This is a genomic window from Pantoea sp. MT58 (genome assembly GCF_014495885.1).
GTDB classification, from domain to species: domain Bacteria; phylum Pseudomonadota; class Gammaproteobacteria; order Enterobacterales; family Enterobacteriaceae; genus Pantoea; species Pantoea eucalypti.
The window spans coordinates 3,288,462-3,305,287 of record NZ_CP061083.1 but is presented as its reverse complement, the minus strand read 5'-3'; the positions used below and the strand labels follow the sequence as shown (position 1 = coordinate 3,305,287).

Genomic DNA, 16,826 nt, shown 5'->3' with positions numbered 1-16,826 from the left:
TGTTATGCCACTGAAGCCGCCTGGCGCCTCGCTTACATCCTTTCTCACAAAAAATAACCCTAAGTATTATCAGATAATAATCTGACACCTTTCTCTATCTTAATGATTCTTAACTGTTAAATTTTTTTTAAGAATAGCCTTAAGTTCTGACTGTTGTTTATTTTATTACGAATTATCAAAATACCGCCGGAATAAGGTTATTCCTCTGCTCAGGGATGAAAGGGTGGGCTTGGGATGTTCTCAATAAGAAAAATGGCATCGAATTCAGGGCCAGTTTTTAATAAAAGGCAGGAAAAGATGAATCGTATAACGTGGATCGATAATCTGCGGGGATTAAGTATTCTCGCAATCATTTTTTTGCACAGCACTATCGCCGTACATAATAACGCCGGACATTTTACCGCCTTTAGCAGCCTGTTGAACGAGATGCTGGCACCGGTAAGACTGGGGCTGATGTTCTTTGTTTCGGGTTTATTTGTCGATGCAGGGTTGAGAAAAGGCCTGAGGCCTTTTTTTAATAACAAAGTACGCAGTATTCTCTATCCTTTTGTGGTCTGGGTAGCCGTCTACGGCGGATTAAAAATCCTGTTCAGCTCAATGGCTAATACGCCGCAATCACCGATGAATATTATTCTCTCCCACCTGACCGGTGGCGGTGATATGACCTGGTTCCTGCATTCACTGTTTATTTTCTTTATTGTGATTATCTTTGCGCGTCACCTGCCATTCCTGCTGGTGTTTGCCATCTGTATGACGCTGAGCTGGGCGCTGCCGGCGATTGAGGCGGATGGCGTGTTTGCCAGCTTCGACAATACGCACATCAACAAATCGCTTTATCTGTTTGTCTTCTTCTATCTCGGCGATTACGTAGTGAGAAAGCAGGTGGATATTGCAGAGAAAGTGCAGCATGGTCCGACGCTGCTGATTTCAGTAGTGAGTTTTGTACTTCTTTCCTGCCTGAATATCTTTATACTGGAACGTCATTCCCAGGCGTTATTATCACCGCTGGCACTATTGTCGGTTCCGTTTTTTGTCTGGATTGCGCTTAAGCTGAAATCTGACCTGGTTTACTACATTGGCGTCAACTCTATTGTCTTTTACCTGTCGCATTATCTGGCGATTCAGTTCTTCAGTAAGATTGTGAAGTTTGAAAGCCCGTCAGCCTGGGTAAATGACCTGAAGTTTATTTCAGCGTTTCTGGTGGCGCTGGCATTGCCGTGGACATTATGTCTGATGAGAAAACACGGCTGGTTTAATTTCCTCTTTACGATGAAAAAGTCATCAAAGCCGATGACAACCAAACCGGTTTAATTGCTGGAGCAGAATTGAAAAGGGCCACCGTTTTATCGGCGGCCCTTTTTTTAGATAAACGATTAATCAGGCGATCTGTACTGGCAGTGCTTTCGCCAGACGTTTCATCTGGTTGTCACCTTCAAAATAGGCGACTTTAGGCAGCCACTGACGCGCTTCGGCATCCTCAACCTGCACATAGGAGCAGATAATTAATATATCGCCCTCGCAGGCGCAGCGGGCTGCTGCACCGTTGACTGAAATGATTTTCGATCCGCGCTCAGCCGCGATAGCGTAGGTGGAAAAGCGCTGGCCATTGGTGACGTTATAAATATCAATCGCTTCATATTGCAGAATGCCGGAAGCATCCAGGAAATCCTGATCGATAGCGCAGGAACCTTCATAGTTGAGGTCCGCCTGCGTCACCTTGACGCGGTGCAATTTGCCTTGCAGAACAGTGCGAATCATAGCCAGAAACCTTGTCAGAGAAATAAAACAACCTGCCGCAGAAAGAGTTACAGCGTCAGGTCAACAGTTTGATTATCAATCAGGCGGGCTTTACCCAGCCAGGCGGCCATCAGTACCACCGCGCGCTGACTGTCCACCGTCAGCGGCTGCAGTGTGTCCGCATCACAAATCGCCAGGCCATCAGGACGCAATCCCTGCGCCAGCAGTGCCTCGCTGGCGGCCTCGATGATCTCGTCAATCTGACGCTCGCCATTCTCCAGCCGTGTCGCCATCTGACGCATTACCTGGCTCAGCAACGGTGCCAGCTTACGCTCATCGGCTGTCAGGTAGCCGTTGCGTGAACTCAGCGCCAGGCCATCTTTAGCCCGCACGGTGGGCACACCCACAATCTCAATGTCAAAGCCCATATCGGCCACCATCTTACGAATGATAGCCAGTTGCTGAAAATCCTTTTCACCGAAACAGGCAATATCGGGCTGCACCAGATTAAACAGTTTGCTGACGATGGTCGCCACGCCGCGAAAATGGCCTGGTCGCATCGCGCCTTCCAGCAGGGAAGAGAGCACCGGCACCTCAACAAAGGTCTGATTCTGAGTACCCTGCGGATAGACTTCAACCGGTGAAGGCGCAAAAACCACATCCACCTGGTGACGGTTCAGCTTTTCACAATCTTCCTGCAGCGTGCGCGGATAGCGCGCGAGGTCATCTTCGCGATCGAACTGCATGGGATTGACAAAGATCGAGACAATGACGATGTCGCCGCGGGCGCGCGCTTCATCCACCAGTGTCAGATGGCCTTCATGCAGGTTGCCCATGGTCGGCACCAGCGCAATGCGTTTACCCTGCTGACGCCAGCGACGGACTTCCTGGCGCAGCATCAACAGCGTTTCAATGATCAACACGGTGACTCTCCTGGATTACTGGAAACTGTGCTCTGCCGCCGGGTAGGTACCGGCCTCGACTTCGGCGATATAGTGGCGAATCGCCGCGCGAACATCGCCGGTCTCCGCCAGGAAATTTTTAGCAAATTTGGGAATGTGACCGCCAGTCACGCCCAGCGCGTCATGCATGACCAGAATCTGACCATCGGTGACGTTACCGGCACCGATGCCAATCACCGGTATCGTGAGTGCGTCGGTAATCTGCTGCGCCACCGACACCGGCACGCACTCCAGTACCATCAACTGCGCGCCAGCGGCTTCCAGTGCCAGCGCATCGGCCAGCAGCTGCTCTGCGCCTGCTTCATCACGCCCCTGTACTTTATAGCCGCCAAAGATATTCACCGACTGTGGCGTCAGGCCAAGATGACCACACACCGGCACGGCCCGTTCGGTCAGCATCTGCACGGTCTCAGCCAGCCAGCTGCCGCCTTCCAGTTTCACCATATTGGCGCCGGCACGCATCAGCTGTGCGGCACTCTCAAAGGTCTGCTGTGGCGTGGCATAACTCATAAATGGCAGATCGGCGAGCAGCAGTGCCTGCGGCGCACCCCGGCGTACGGCGGTGGTGTGATAAGCGATATCGCTGACCGTGACCGGCAGCGTGGAGTCGTGCCCCTGCACCGTCATTCCCAGTGAATCACCAACAAGCAACACCTGAATACCTTCATCGGCAAACAGACGGGCAAAACTGAAATCGTAGGCGGTCAGCGTCGCGAACTTTTTACCGCTGGCTTTCGCCTGACGCAGATGTGAAATCGTGGTGGGTTTCATGGCGCTCTCAACTCAGGAATTCTGATGGGCGCAGTTTACTGGATAGCGTGAAAGAGCGGAATCAGAGAGTTGCGTTTGTCTGATCAGCCGTGCCACAGCGCGATGCTGCTGCTGTCGAGGGCGGCAAGAAGAGTGCTGAGTGCGCGGCCGTCGGGCAGGTGGGCATCCGGGGCAATCGCCAGCAGCGGCACCAGCATAAATGCGCGGTTCTGCAGATCATAATGCGGCACAATCAACCGCTCCGTGTTGATCACCGCTTCGCCAAACAGCATCAGATCGATGTCGAGCGTGCGGGGGCCCCAGCGTTCTGCCTTGCGCACCCGGCCATGCTCCAGCTCAATCCGCTGGGTATGGTCAAGCAGCGCGTCTGCGCTTAGATCGGTTTCAAGTGCCACTGCGGCATTGAGAAAATCAGGCTGATCGGGTGGGCCATAGGGCGGCGTGCGGTAGAACGGAGAGGTGGCGATGCGTTGCGTCTGCGGCAACGCATCCAGTGCGGTCAGCGCTGCATCAACCTGATGCAGCGGATCGGCCAGGTTACTGCCTAACGCGAGATAAACCCGTGTCATGAGGCGTTTTGATTGTCACGACGCGGCGCGGAAGGACGGCGGCGCGGACGACGCGATTTATTGCGTGGCACCGGATCATCACCCAGGTTATTCAGCATGTTTTTCTGATGCGGCGGCGCAGCCACCTGGAATTCACCCCACCACTGGCTCAGGCGCAGCAGTTCAGGGTTATTTTCCACTTCTGCCCGCAGCGCCAGCAGATCGTAAGCGGCGCGGAATTTCGGATGCTCCATCAGTTTCCAGGCACGTTTACCGTGACGGCGTGACATGCGTAACTGCAACAGCCAGATATCGCGGATAAGCGAAGTAATACGCTTCGGAATCGCCAGCGCACGGCAGGCTTCATCCAGCGTATCGTTCATCGCCATCGCAAAAGCTTCGAAGTAGGTCAGGCCACTTTCCTGCGCGATGCGTTCGGCCGCTTCAAGCTGCGGATACCAGAACATCGCGGCAAACAGAAATGCCGGATTAACGCGCATATCGTTGTGAATGCGGTTATCGGTATTTTTCAGCACCTGAGCCAGCATCCGCTCCATGTGACTGTCGCTGTTTTCCGTGAAGTTGCGTGCCAGCGTCGGGAACAGCGGCTGGAACAGCTGATATTCACACAGTTTAAGATAGGTGCTGTAACCGTATCCGGCCTGTAGCAGTTTCAGTGACTCTTCAAACAGGCGTGCAGGCGGGATATCACGTAGCAGTGAGGCGAGACGCGGAATCGGCTCGGCGGTCTCCGGCGCAATACGCATATTGAGCTTGGCGGCAAAACGCGCAACGCGCAGCATCCGCACCGGATCTTCACGGTAGCGGGTTTCCGGATCGCCAATCAGGCGGATAATGCCCTGTTCGAGATCGCTGATGCCGCCGACATAGTCGCGCACGCTGAAATCAGCCACGCTGTAGTAGAGGCTGTTGATGGTGAGATCGCGACGCTGGGCATCATCTTCGATAGAACCAAAGATATTATCGCGCAGCAGCATGCCACTCTGGGCGCGCTGCGAACTGTTACGATCTTCTGCAATCTCTTCCACCTGATGATGGCCACGGAACGTTGCGACTTCGATCACTTCCGGGCCAAACATGACGTGTGCCAGACGGAAACGACGACCGACCAGGCGACAGTTGCGGAACAGCTTACGCATTTGCTCTGGTGTGGCGTTGGTGGTCACGTCGAAATCTTTGGGTTTTTGCCCCAGTAGCAAATCGCGCACGCCACCGCCTACCAGATAGGCTTCATAACCGGCTTTGTTCAGGCGATAGAGCACTTTGAGGGCATTTTCGCTGATGTCTTTACGTGAGATGGTATGGCTTTCACGAGGGATGATGGTCATCAGACGCTCTGGTTCAACCTCTGCTGGGGCTTCCTCTTCATCACGCTTCAGGACTTTCCGGCAAAAATTAGCTACTCGGGTAAAAATGGGACACCTCGACAGTGGCAATTAGGGTGTAGGTAAAATCAGCGGCTAATCATAGCCTGTTGAGAACCGTTTGAGAATGCTGTTGTCTATGCATCCGGTTTCAGGGCGTTCTGTTGCGGCATCAAAGCGATATTCCACTGCGACACCGCATCAGACAGCAGTTTGTCCTGCGTTAAGTCCTGCCAGCCGTCTGAAACAGGCTGTCCAAGGAAACGCAATGCTGCCACCAGCAGCGGTCTGGCATCGCCATCCGGCAGCGAAGGTGCATGATTCTGCTTTGATAACTTATTGCCATCATGGTTAAGCGCCAGCGGCAGATGTAACCAGGCAGGCTCCGGCCAGCCAAATTGCTGATAGAGCGCAATCTGTCGTACCGTCGGCTCAATAAGATCTGCGCCGCGAACCACTTCGGTAATACCCTGAAAATGATCATCGACAACCACCGCCAGGTTATAGGCAAACAGGCCATCACGACGGTGAATGATAAAGTCTTCCTGTGCCAGGCGTCGGTCCGCCTCCACATGGCCGCGCAGTCGATCCTCAAACGCAAAGACCGGCGCATGCTGTCGCAAACGTAGCGCGGCGTTTGCGGGTCCGCGTTGTCGTTCCCGGCAGTAACCATCATAGAAACCGCCAATCTCCTGGATGCGACGCCTCGGGCAGGTGCAGAAATAGCTCTGGCGATGCTGCTGCAGCCAGGCCAGCGCCTCCCGGTAGGCTTCATGACGCTGTGACTGCCACAACACATCGCCATCCCAGGTTAAGCCGTAGTGTTCCAGCTGATGCAGGATACGGCTGGCGGCACCGGATACTTCCCGTGGCGGATCGATATCTTCAATTCTTACCCGCCAGATGCCGTTTTGCGCGCGTGCGCTCAGGTAACTGCCCAGGGCAGCAATAAGCGAGCCAAAATGGAGTTCACCAGAGGGAGAAGGGGCGAAGCGACCGATACAGGAGGATGGCATAGGATTCAGAAGTGACCACGCAGCGGACAAACAAACATTTGTTCCGCTGCGTGGTAACAGGCTGGACGCGGCATTAGCCGGCCATTTGTTTCTCACGAATTTCTGCTAACGTCTTACAGTCGATGCAGAGATCGGCAGTAGGACGCGCTTCGAGACGGCGAATACCAATCTCAACGCCACAGGAATCGCAATAACCGAAGTCGTCATCTTCGACTTTCTTCAGCGTCTTCTCGATCTTTTTGATCAGTTTACGTTCGCGATCGCGGTTACGCAGCTCCAGACTGAATTCCTCTTCCTGCGCGGCACGGTCAACCGGGTCCGGGAAGTTAGCGGCTTCATCCTGCATATGCGATACAGTACGATCGACTTCGTCCCGCAATTGATTACGCCAGGCTTCCAGAATCTTGCGAAAATGGGTCAGCTGCGCGTCGTTCATATACTCTTCGCCTGGCTTCACCTGATAAGGTTCAACACCAGCGATAGCGAGAATACTCAGGGACGATGTTTTACGGTTTTGACCTTCTTGCATGTTGCTTCTCCTGGATAACACGCACTATACCCTCTGACTTCCGTCTCGCAGTGGCGTTGCTGCCAGCCTGCATTTAACGTCTGCGGGGTACATCGATCCCCCATTGGGGAAAAAAACAGGCCGCTATAAATAACAGAAGCAGTCAGGGTTGGCAATTCTTCATGAACACACCTTGACAAGCCTGTGAGGAACAGCGTATTCAGCCCTTAGCTCAGAACATTCTTAACACATAAAATTGCAAAAGATATTACAAGGTTACGTTGATCGGCGATTTAAGAAACATTCCCTCCGCCGATAAGTCTGCCTGATACGCTAAAATCTCTACGCCTTCCTGTTGCGCCTGAGCCAGTTGTTCTGCATACACCGCATCAATGTGGCGTGCCGGGGAAACGTCCTCAATCCCCGAGTGCAAAACGGCAAACAACAAAACGGCCCGATGACCCTCTGCTGCAACTGTCGCCAGTTCACGCAGGTGCTTCTGTCCTCGAATCGTCACCGCATCCGGAAAATAACCTTTTCCTTCATGGAGAAGGGTTACGGATTTCACCTCAATATAGCAGTTGCGCCGGGCATCTGCCTTGAGCAGGAAATCAATTCTGCTTTTTTCACTGCCATATTTTACTTCCGCCTGACGCTGGGAATACCCCGCCAGCGCGGGCAGCCTGTTTTGATCCAGCGCTTCAGCCACCAGCTGGTTAGCGCGCAGAGTATTGACACAAATCCAGTGGCCCTGCTGCGTTTCGGTCAGCTCCCAGCTGTGAGGGTATTTGCGGGTCAGGCTGTCGGACGTTGAATACCAGACCCGATCGCCCGGCGTAGCACAGCCCGTCATGGCGCCGGTGTTGGCACAGTGGATCGTCAGAACCTCACCGTCCGGCGTCATAACATCGGCAAGGAAACGTTTGTAACGGGCAATCAGGCGGGCGGGTTTAAGAGGAGGAGAGAAGTGCATGCGGATCCTGAGACGTTAATGGCCAGCTGGCCAGAGCGCGATAGCGGGTGCGGCCCCGGGAATATTCAGAGGCAAACAGGGAAAACGTGGAGACGCGAAAACGCCAGTGAAAGCCGCGTGGCGGTAACGCAACCGGCTGAGTGGCATGGCGTAACAGCGTGATATGTGGATGAAACGGCTGCGGACTCTGGTAACAGCCATGTCGGGCGGCCTGCGCACGGAGCAGGCTGGCGAGCTGCAGCACACCCAGTGGTGCGCGCTGGCAACCCAGCCAGACCACGCCCGGACGTGGCCAGTGTCCGGCATCATCCAGGTCGAGATCAAAACCGGGCTGGATAATGCGGGAAGCCAGCGTTTGCAGTTGCTGGGAGGTTTGCGGCGCGACCTCACCCAGAAATGCCAGCGTCAGATGCAGATTCGCTGCGACCACTGGCTGGCCCGCCTCGGCAGGAAAGTTGTCTGCCCGCCAGTGCACCAGTTGCTGCTGCATCTCGTCAGGCAGGCTGATGGCAAAAAATAAGCGTTGTGTCGCCATGGCGCTCTCCGGCAAATATCACGTGCTACAATGCGCGCCATCTTAGCACAGGCAGAAGCGGAGTTTGCTGTGAGCGATTTACCGGTCAGCGTGGTGCTGCCTGACATCCTGGCGGCGCTGCGTGACGCCTCTCAAATCCTGCTGGCCGCGCCCACCGGCGCGGGAAAATCGACCTGGCTGCCCTTGCAGTTACTACAGCATGCAGCCTTGCCGGGACGAATCATTATGCTGGAGCCACGCCGGCTGGCGGCGCGTAATGTCGCGCAGCGGCTGGCGGAGCAGCTCGGTGAGCAGCCGGGAGCCACGGTGGGGTTCAGGATGCGTGGCGAAAGCTGCGTCGGGCCACAGACCCGGCTTGAAGTGGTGACCGAAGGCATGCTCACGCGCATGCTTCAGCACGATCCGATGCTGGAGGGCGTGTCGCTGGTGATCCTTGATGAGTTTCACGAGCGCAGCCTGCAGGCCGATCTGGCGCTGGCGCTGCTGCTCGATGTGCAGCAGGGGCTGCGCGAAGACCTTAAAATCATGCTGATGTCCGCCACGCTGGATAATGCCCGGCTGGCGGCGCTGCTGCCGGACGCGCCATTCATTGTCTCAGAAGGGCGCAGCTATCCGGTTGAGCGACGTTACGCGTCGCTGAATCCGAACGTGCGTTTTGAAGAGGCGGTCGCGCGTGAAGTCGCCCAGCTGCTGCGCGATGAAGCCGGATCACTTCTGCTGTTTCTGCCGGGCGTGGCGGAAATTGAACGGGTGAAACGCGAACTGGAATCACGCATCAGCGACGACGTGGACCTGACACCGCTCTATGGGGCACTGCCGCTGGCGGCGCAGCGCCGGGCGATACTTCCCGCTGCTGCCGGACGCCGCAAAGTGGTGCTTGCCACCAATATCGCTGAGACCAGCCTGACCATTGAGGGGATCCGGCTGGTGGTCGACAGCGCGCTTGAGCGCAGCGCTCTGTTTGACGCCCGCAGCGGCGTGACGCGGCTGCAGACCCAGCGAATCAGCCAGGCATCCATGATCCAGCGTGCAGGTCGCGCCGGGCGACTGATGCCGGGACTCTGTCTGCATCTGTTACCGCAGGAGCAGGCATCCCGTGCGGCGGCGCAGAGCGAACCGGAAATTGTGAACAGCGATCTCTCGTCGCTGTGGCTGGATCTGCTGCAGTGGGGCTGTACCGAGCCGCACCAGTTACAGTGGCTGGATCAGCCGCCCGCCAGAAATCTGGATGCCGCAAAACAGCAGCTGACTCGCCTGGGTGCGCTGGACAGCAACGGCCTGCTCAACACGCTGGGACGGCGCATGGCGCAGCTGGGCTGCGATCCCCGACTGGCTGCTATGCTCTGTGCCGCAGGCGATGAACCGGATGCGGTTGCCAGCGCCGCGCTGCTGGTGGCGATTCTGGAAGATCCTCCGCGTAGCGGCAGTGCCGATCTGCGGGATGCCCTGCATCGGCCACAGTCTCCATGGCAGCGACGCGCGCAGCAGTGGCAGCAACGACTCAAAATTCGTGGCGGACGGGTCGATGAAGATCGTTTCGCCTACTTGCTGGCGGTGGGCTTTGGCGATCGGCTGGCGCGGCGACGTGACCAGAGTGGCCGTTATCAACTGGCCAACGGCCTGGGTGCCAGACTGGATGAGCAGGATGGCCTGACACGCAATGAATGGCTGATTGCGCCTGCTCTATTACAGGGCAGTACCACGCCGGATGCCCGGATGTTGCTGGCGCTACCGGTCGACATTGAGACGTTGTGCCAGCAGCAGCCCGCATTGATTGAGCGCCGCACTGAAGTGGAGTGGGACGAAGAGAAAGGCACACTGCGCGCGTTCAGACGCGAGCAGATTGGCGCGCTGATACTGAAGACACAGCCGATGGCGCGCCCGGAACCGGCGGTGCTGCACGCAGCCATGTTGCGCTGGATTGCCGAAAAAGGTCTGTCAGTGCTGGGCTGGACGCCGGATGCCGAACAGCTGCGCCTGCGCATCCAGTGTGCGGCGCAGTGGTTGCCGGAAGAGAGCTGGCCCGCCACAGACGATGAGAGCCTGCTTAAGATCCTGCCACAGTGGCTATTGCCGCAGATGTCAGCAGTGCGCGATCTCCGCAGCCTGCAGGCGGTGAACCTGACGACGGCACTCTTACATTTACTCACATGGTCGCAACGTCAGCGGCTGGATACTGTGCTGCCAACTCATTACACTGTGCCGACCGGAAGCCGGCTGCCGATCCGCTATGATGCGGACAAGCCGCCCGCGCTGGCGGTCAGGATTCAGGAGATGTTTGGTGAGGCGACGAATCCTGCCGTGGCGGAAGGACGTATTCCGCTGGTGCTGGAGCTGTTATCGCCCGCCCAGCGCCCATTGCAGATCACCCGCGATTTGGCGGCGTTCTGGCGCGGTGCCTGGCCTGAAGTCAGGAAAGAGATGAAGGGGCGTTATCCTAAACATCCCTGGCCAGAGGATCCGGCCAATGCCTTGCCAACAAGGCGAACCAAAAAAATGTCCCCGCAGGGTTGAGTCCGCTGGATCGAATTCAGAGGGTTCTGCCATGCGGCACGCGAGAAAGCAGTTAGAGTAGCGGCGCTGCCGTAAGCACTGCCTGGAGAAAAAAAGTCATGTCTGGGAACGATCGCGAACCAATAGGGCGCAAAGGTAAACCGTTGCCGCCGCGCAGCAGTGCGGGCCGGGGACGACGCAGGGATATCGAACAGGATATCGATCAGGACGATTTTAATGATGACGAGGAGGAAGCGCCGGTGCCACGTAAAGGTAAAGGTGGAAAACCGCCGCGCGGCAAACGCCGTTGGCTGGGATGGTTAATTAAACTGTTCCTGGTGTTTGTGGTGGTCATGGTCGCATGGGGCATCTACCTCGACTCAGAAATTCGCAGCCGTATTGACGGTAAAGTGTGGCAACTGCCCGCGACCGTCTATGGTCGCATGGTCAGCCTGGAACCGGGTATGGCCTACAACAAAAGTGAAATGGTGGCGCTGCTGGAAGGAACCCAGTATCGCGAAGTCTCCCGAATTACCCGCCCTGGCGAGTTTTCGGTGAAGGGCAACACCATCGATCTGCTGCGTCGCCCGTTTGATTTCCCCGACAGTAAAGAGGGACAGATCCACGCGCGCATGAGCTTCACGAAAGATGAGCTGAGCGAGATTAAAAACCTCGAAACCGGCCGTGATTTTGGCTTTTTCCGCCTCGATCCACGCCTGATAACCATGCTGCAGTCGCCGAATGGTGAACAGCGTCTCTTTGTGCCACGCGCCGGTTTCCCGGATCTGCTGGTCGATACGCTGATCGCTACCGAAGATCGCCATTTCTATGAGCACGATGGCATCAGCCCGTACTCCATTGGTCGCGCCTTCCTGGCGAACATCACGGCCGGGAAAGCGGTGCAGGGCGGCAGTACGCTGACCCAGCAGCTGGTGAAGAACCTGTTCCTCACCAACGAGCGTTCACTGTGGCGTAAAGCGCGTGAAGCCTATATGGCGGTGATCATGGATGCGCGCTACAGCAAAGATCGCATTCTGGAACTCTATCTGAACGAGGTCTATCTCGGTCAGGCAGGGAGTGATCAGATCCGCGGCTTCCCGCTGGCGAGCCTTTACTACTTTGGCCGCCCGGTGGATGAGCTCAGTCTGGATCAGCAGGCGATGCTGGTTGGCATGGTGAAAGGTGCGTCGCTCTATAACCCGTGGCGTAACCCGAAACTGGCGCTGGAACGACGCAACCTGGTGCTGCGCCTGTTGCAGCAGCAGAAAGTGATCGACCAGGAGCTGTATGACATGCTGTCGGCGCGTCCGCTGGGCGTGCAGCCGAAAGGGGGCGTGATCACGCCGCAGCCTGCCTTTATGCAGATGGTGCGTAACGAGCTTCAGGCGAAACTGGGCGATAAGATTAAAGATCTCTCCGGCGTGAAAATCTTCACTACGTTGGATCCGGTGTCACAGGATGCAGCCGAAAAAGCCGTTATTGATGGTATTCCGACGCTGAAAAAACAGCGTGGCCTGAAAGATCTGGAAACCGCGATGGTGGTGGTTGACCGCTTTAGCGGTGAAGTCCGCGCCATGGTCGGCGGTGCCGATCCGCAGTACGCCGGTTACAACCGTGCGTTACAGGCGCGCCGCTCTATTGGTTCACTGGCGAAACCCGCCACCTACCTCACCGCGCTGAGCCAGCCAAACAGCTACCGGCTGAACAGCTGGATCGCCGATGAGCCGATTGCGCTGAAGCAGCCAAACGGCAGCGTCTGGAAACCGATGAACGACGATCGTCGCTTCAGCGGAAAAGTGATGCTGGTGGATGCGCTGACCAACTCCATGAACGTGCCGACGGTTAACCTCGGTATGACGCTGGGGCTGGATGCGGTGGTGGATACCTGGAGCAAGCTGGGTGTGCCGAAAGATCAGCTGCATCCGGTTCCGGCGATGCTGCTGGGTGCCATGAACCTGACGCCGGTTGAAGTGGCGCAGGCGTTCCAGTCAATCGCCAGCGGCGGTAACCGCGCATCGCTCTCTGCAGTACGTTCGGTGATTGCGGAAGATGGTAGCGTGCTCTATCAGAGCTATCCGCAGGCAGAACGGGTTGAACCCGCGCAGGCGGCCTATCTGACGCTCTACACCATGCAGCAGGTTGCTGACCACGGTACCGCCCGTGCACTGGGTGCGCGCTTCCCGAATGCGCATCTGGCCGGTAAAACCGGTACCACCAACGACCTGGTCGACAGCTGGTTTGCCGGTATTGATGGCAAAGAAGTCGCGATCACCTGGGTGGGGCGCGATAACAACCAGCCGACCAAACTCTATGGTGCCAGTGGCGCGATGCAGCTTTATCGTCGTTACCTCGACATTCAGGCACCGATGCCGTTGCAGCTGACGCCACCGGAGGATGTGTCGATGATGAATGTCGATTCAGCCGGTAACTTTGTCTGTGGCACGGGCAGCAGCACCTGGCGTTCTCTGCCGGTGTGGGCGCTGGATCCGAATGCGCTGTGTCAGCAACAGCAGCAGCAGGTTCAGCAGCAGCAACAGCTGTTTGATCAACAGCAGCAGCAGCAGCCGCAACAACAACCGGCCCAGCAACCGCAGGAGCAGAAAGACAGCGACGGCGTAGCAGGCTGGATCAAAGATATGTTTGGCAAATAAATCAGTCAGACAGGTTTATAAGGGCGCTTCGGCGCCCTTTTTTTGTTGCTGATTAATACGCATCAATCGCCCTGCAAACGGCGTCACGACTGGGATTTCTTCTTGCAGTGTCCGCTGAAGTTCGCATATTATCTAATCCGTTATAATAATCATTATCGTTTCGATTCGCCCTTAAGGGCCTATTTTCTGAGACACATTTATGAATGCGCGAACGACTTTTGCAGCCGACACCAAAAAAACATTTTCCCGACCGCTTCTGGGCATCATGATCTCTCTCAGTCTGAGCACCTCACTTTACGCCGCACAGGCGGAGACGATGGTGGTTTCAGCGGATGGCGGCAGCGGCGCCGAGGCGGAAAGCGCCTGGGGCCCGGCACCCACTGTGGCAGCCAAACGCAGCGCCACCGGTACGAAAACCGATACGCCGATTGAAAAAAATCCGCAGTCTGTCTCCGTGGTCACCCGCGAAGAGATGGAAATGCGCAATGTCACCAGCGTGAAAGGGGCATTTAACTATACGCCTGGCGTACTGACCGGTAACCGTGGCAGCTCAGATGTGATTGATGCGTTGTCGATTCGCGGCTTCAGCGAAACTAATACCAATCAGTATATGGATGGCCTGAAACTGCAGGGGGATAACTACTCTGAGTTTGCTATCGATCCTTATTTCCTGGAGCGCGCCGAACTGCTGCGCGGTCCGGTATCGGTACTCTACGGCAAAAGCAATCCTGGCGGTGTGGTCTCGCTGGTGAGCAAGCGTCCGACCCAGGAAACCCTGCGCGAAGTGCAGTTCCAGATGGGCAACGATAACCTCTTCTCGACTGGCTTTGACTTTGGCGGCGCGCTGGATGATGACGGTGTCTACAGCTATCGTCTGACCGGTCAGGCGCGCAGTCAGGATGCGCAACAGGCGATGAACAAAGAGAAGCGCTACACCATCGCACCGGCTTTCAGCTGGCGTCCCGACGATCGCACTCGCGTTGACCTGCTGACCTATTTCCAGAACGAGCCAGAAACCGGCTACTACGGCTGGCTGCCGCGTCAGGGCACCGTAGTGCCTATCACCCGTGCCGATGGCAGCCAGTACAAGCTGCCGACCAACTTCGATGAAGGCGAGCAGAGCAACAAGATTTCACGCACCACCAAAATGGTGGGCTATAACGCCGAGCACAGCCTCAACGACACCTGGACGTTGCGCCAGAACCTGCGTTACGCCGACCTGCGCACCGATTACCGCAGTATCTATGGCAATGGGTTTACCCCGGAGACTCAGGAAATTACCCGTGGTTCGGCCGTTTCCCATGAGAAGCTCAACCAGTTGGCGGTCGATACCCAGGCGCAGGCGAAGTTTGCCACCGGCCAGGTTGATCATACGCTGCTGCTGGGGGTGGACTTCCAGCGGACCCGCAATGATATCGACGCACAGTTTGGCTCGGCATCGAACCTGAACGCGGTAAATCCGCAATATGGCGATAACAGCGTCACACCTTTTGCCGATCCTTATCAGCATCTCAACAAGCAACGTCAGACCGGCCTCTATACGCAGGATCAGATGGAGTGGAACCGCTGGGTGCTGACGCTGGGCGGCCGATACGACTATGCCATGAACTCGGTTTACGATCGGGTGGCGGATAGCGTTGATCGCCAGAACGATCAGGCGTTTACCTGGCGCGGCGGTGTGAACTATGTGTTTGATAACGGCATCGCACCTTATTTCAGCTACAGCGAAGCCTTTATTCCAAACGCGGGTTCGACCTATGATGGTCAGGCGTTTGATCCGTCACGCGCTAAACAGTATGAAGCGGGCGTGAAATATGTACCGAAAGATCGCCCGGTGGTGCTTACCGCAGCACTTTATCAGCTGACCAAAACCAAAAACCTGACGGCCGATCCTGATACGAAGAATCACCCAAACTTTAGTGTTCAAAGCGGTGAAATCCGGTCGCGCGGCGTAGAGCTGGAAGCGAAAGCGGCACTCAATGCCAACGTTAACCTCACGGCGTCCTACACCTACACCGATGCGGAATATACCGAAGACACGCAGCTGAAAGGCAAAACGCCGGTGAGCGTCCCTAAAAATATGGCCTCACTGTGGAGCGACTACACCTTCCACGAGACAGCCCTGTCGGGCGTGACAGTGGGCGCGGGTGTGCGTTATGTCGGCGAGAGCCAGGGTCTCTATAGCACTGGCACCGAGCAGAACCAGAACTTTAAGGTTGCCGGTTACACCACGGTAGATGCGGCGCTTAAATATGACCTCGGTCGTTTCGGTCTGCCGGGCTCAACGGTGGGCGTTAACGTCAACAATCTGTTCAACCGCGAGTATGTCGCCAGCTGCTACCGGGAATACGCCTGCTACTGGGGCGCGGAGCGTAAGATTGTCGGCACCGCGACCTTCAGATTCTGATTTAACCGGGCGCTTCGGCGCCCGTTCGTTCACAGGGATAACCATGCCGCATCCGCACGCAGAAGAGGCGACTTTTACGCTGGCAAACGCCAGTTTTGAAGTGCCCGGCCGAACTCTCCTTCAGCCCCTCTCGCTGACCTTTCCACCTGGCAAAATGACCGCGCTGATTGGTCATAACGGTTCCGGTAAGTCGACGCTGTTGAAAATGCTGGGCCGTCATCACGTGGCCAGCGGCGGAGAGGTGCTGCTGAATCAGCAGCCGGTCGGGCGCTGGAACAGCAAAGCGTTTGCCCGCGAGGTGGCCTATCTGCCGCAGCAGTTACCGGCAGCCGAAGGGATGACGGTGCGTGAACTGGTGGCGATTGGTCGCTATCCCTGGCACGGCGCGCTGGGCCGTTTCGGGCAGGACGATCGGGACAGGGTAGAAGATGCGATTGCCCAGGTCGGGCTAAAGCCCTTTGCCGGGCGACTGGTGGACAGTCTGTCGGGCGGTGAGCGTCAGCGCGCCTGGCTGGCGATGATGGTGGCGCAGAACAGTCGCTGTCTGCTGCTGGATGAACCGACGTCGGCGCTGGATATCGCTCATCAGGTTGAGGTGCTGGCGCTGATAAAAGATCTGAGCCAGCAGCGCGGCTTAACCGTGATTGCGGTGCTGCACGATATCAATATGGCAGCCCGCTACTGCGATCATCTGGTGGCACTGCGTCAGGGCGCGATGATTGCCGAAGGTAACGCGCAGGCGATTATGCAGCCTGCGGTGCTCGGCGCGATCTATGGCATCCCGATGGGCATTTTACCGCATCCGCAGGGCGGCGCGCCGGTCAGTTTTGTTTGTTAAGG

General features: G+C 56.6%; 14 protein-coding genes. 5 read left to right on the top strand and 9 right to left on the bottom strand.

Features of this window, described 5'->3' with window-relative positions; all coding sequences use genetic code 11:
• Positions 1-297 precede the first annotated feature (297 nt).
• Positions 298-1,311 carry an acyltransferase family protein gene (locus IAI47_RS15670; RefSeq protein ID WP_187961151.1) on the top strand — a complete coding sequence of 338 codons (1,014 nt, stop codon included), beginning with the start codon at positions 298-300 and terminating at the stop codon, positions 1,309-1,311.
• A 66-nt stretch (positions 1,312-1,377) separates the two neighbouring features.
• Here IAI47_RS15670 and panD read toward each other — a convergent pair whose 3' ends face one another.
• From panD to thpR, 9 genes are all read right to left on the bottom strand, one after another.
• Entirely contained in the window at positions 1,378-1,758 is a 381-nt protein-coding gene (gene panD / locus IAI47_RS15665; protein ID WP_008925609.1) for an aspartate 1-decarboxylase, read from the bottom strand.
• A gap of 47 nt (positions 1,759-1,805) precedes the next feature.
• The gene (gene panC, locus IAI47_RS15660) at positions 1,806-2,660 is read right to left on the bottom strand and encodes a pantoate--beta-alanine ligase (RefSeq protein ID WP_008925610.1); all 855 of its coding nucleotides are present in this window, start codon (positions 2,658-2,660) and stop codon (positions 1,806-1,808) included.
• Between the two features lie 15 nt (positions 2,661-2,675).
• The gene (panB, locus tag IAI47_RS15655) at positions 2,676-3,470 is read right to left on the bottom strand and encodes a 3-methyl-2-oxobutanoate hydroxymethyltransferase (protein ID WP_008925611.1); all 795 of its coding nucleotides are present in this window, start codon (positions 3,468-3,470) and stop codon (positions 2,676-2,678) included.
• Positions 3,471-3,553: 83 nt separating this feature from the next.
• On the bottom strand, positions 3,554-4,039 hold the full coding sequence (gene folK / locus IAI47_RS15650; RefSeq protein ID WP_008925612.1) for a 2-amino-4-hydroxy-6-hydroxymethyldihydropteridine diphosphokinase: 486 nt from the start codon (positions 4,037-4,039) through the stop codon (positions 3,554-3,556).
• On the bottom strand, positions 4,036-5,454 hold the full coding sequence (gene pcnB / locus IAI47_RS15645; protein ID WP_219848844.1) for a polynucleotide adenylyltransferase PcnB: 1,419 nt from the start codon (positions 5,452-5,454) through the stop codon (positions 4,036-4,038). Before pcnB ends, folK begins: the two co-directional genes overlap by 4 nt.
• A gap of 86 nt (positions 5,455-5,540) precedes the next feature.
• Positions 5,541-6,419 (bottom strand): tRNA glutamyl-Q(34) synthetase GluQRS, encoded by an 879-nt coding sequence (gene gluQRS, locus IAI47_RS15640; protein WP_008925614.1) that lies wholly within the window; start codon positions 6,417-6,419, stop codon positions 5,541-5,543.
• A 73-nt stretch (positions 6,420-6,492) separates the two neighbouring features.
• Positions 6,493-6,948: an RNA polymerase-binding protein DksA gene (dksA, locus tag IAI47_RS15635; RefSeq protein ID WP_008925615.1), complete on the bottom strand. Its 456-nt coding sequence runs from the start codon at positions 6,946-6,948 to the stop codon at positions 6,493-6,495.
• A 247-nt stretch (positions 6,949-7,195) separates the two neighbouring features.
• Positions 7,196-7,900, bottom strand: coding sequence for a DNA/RNA nuclease SfsA (gene sfsA / locus IAI47_RS15630; protein ID WP_008925616.1), 705 nt, complete (start codon positions 7,898-7,900; stop codon positions 7,196-7,198).
• Positions 7,878-8,435 carry an RNA 2',3'-cyclic phosphodiesterase gene (gene thpR / locus IAI47_RS15625; protein WP_008925617.1) on the bottom strand — a complete coding sequence of 186 codons (558 nt, stop codon included), beginning with the start codon at positions 8,433-8,435 and terminating at the stop codon, positions 7,878-7,880. The genes sfsA and thpR overlap by 23 nt, the downstream gene beginning before the upstream one ends.
• Positions 8,436-8,465: 30 nt before the next feature.
• Between thpR and hrpB the strand changes: the two genes are divergently transcribed.
• From hrpB to fhuC, 4 genes are all read left to right on the top strand, one after another.
• A complete protein-coding gene (hrpB, locus tag IAI47_RS15620) occupies positions 8,466-10,949 on the top strand; it encodes an ATP-dependent helicase HrpB (protein WP_008925618.1) in 2,484 nt (827 codons plus the stop codon).
• A gap of 98 nt (positions 10,950-11,047) precedes the next feature.
• Positions 11,048-13,579, top strand: a complete 2,532-nt coding sequence (gene mrcB / locus IAI47_RS15615) for a bifunctional glycosyl transferase/transpeptidase (RefSeq protein WP_008925619.1) — start codon at positions 11,048-11,050, stop codon at positions 13,577-13,579.
• Between the two features lie 199 nt (positions 13,580-13,778).
• Positions 13,779-15,986 carry a ferrichrome porin FhuA gene (fhuA, locus tag IAI47_RS15610; RefSeq protein WP_008925620.1) on the top strand — a complete coding sequence of 736 codons (2,208 nt, stop codon included), beginning with the start codon at positions 13,779-13,781 and terminating at the stop codon, positions 15,984-15,986.
• A 43-nt stretch (positions 15,987-16,029) separates the two neighbouring features.
• Entirely contained in the window at positions 16,030-16,824 is a 795-nt protein-coding gene (gene fhuC, locus IAI47_RS15605) for a Fe3+-hydroxamate ABC transporter ATP-binding protein FhuC (RefSeq protein WP_008925621.1), read from the top strand.
• Positions 16,825-16,826: the final 2 nt, after the last annotated feature.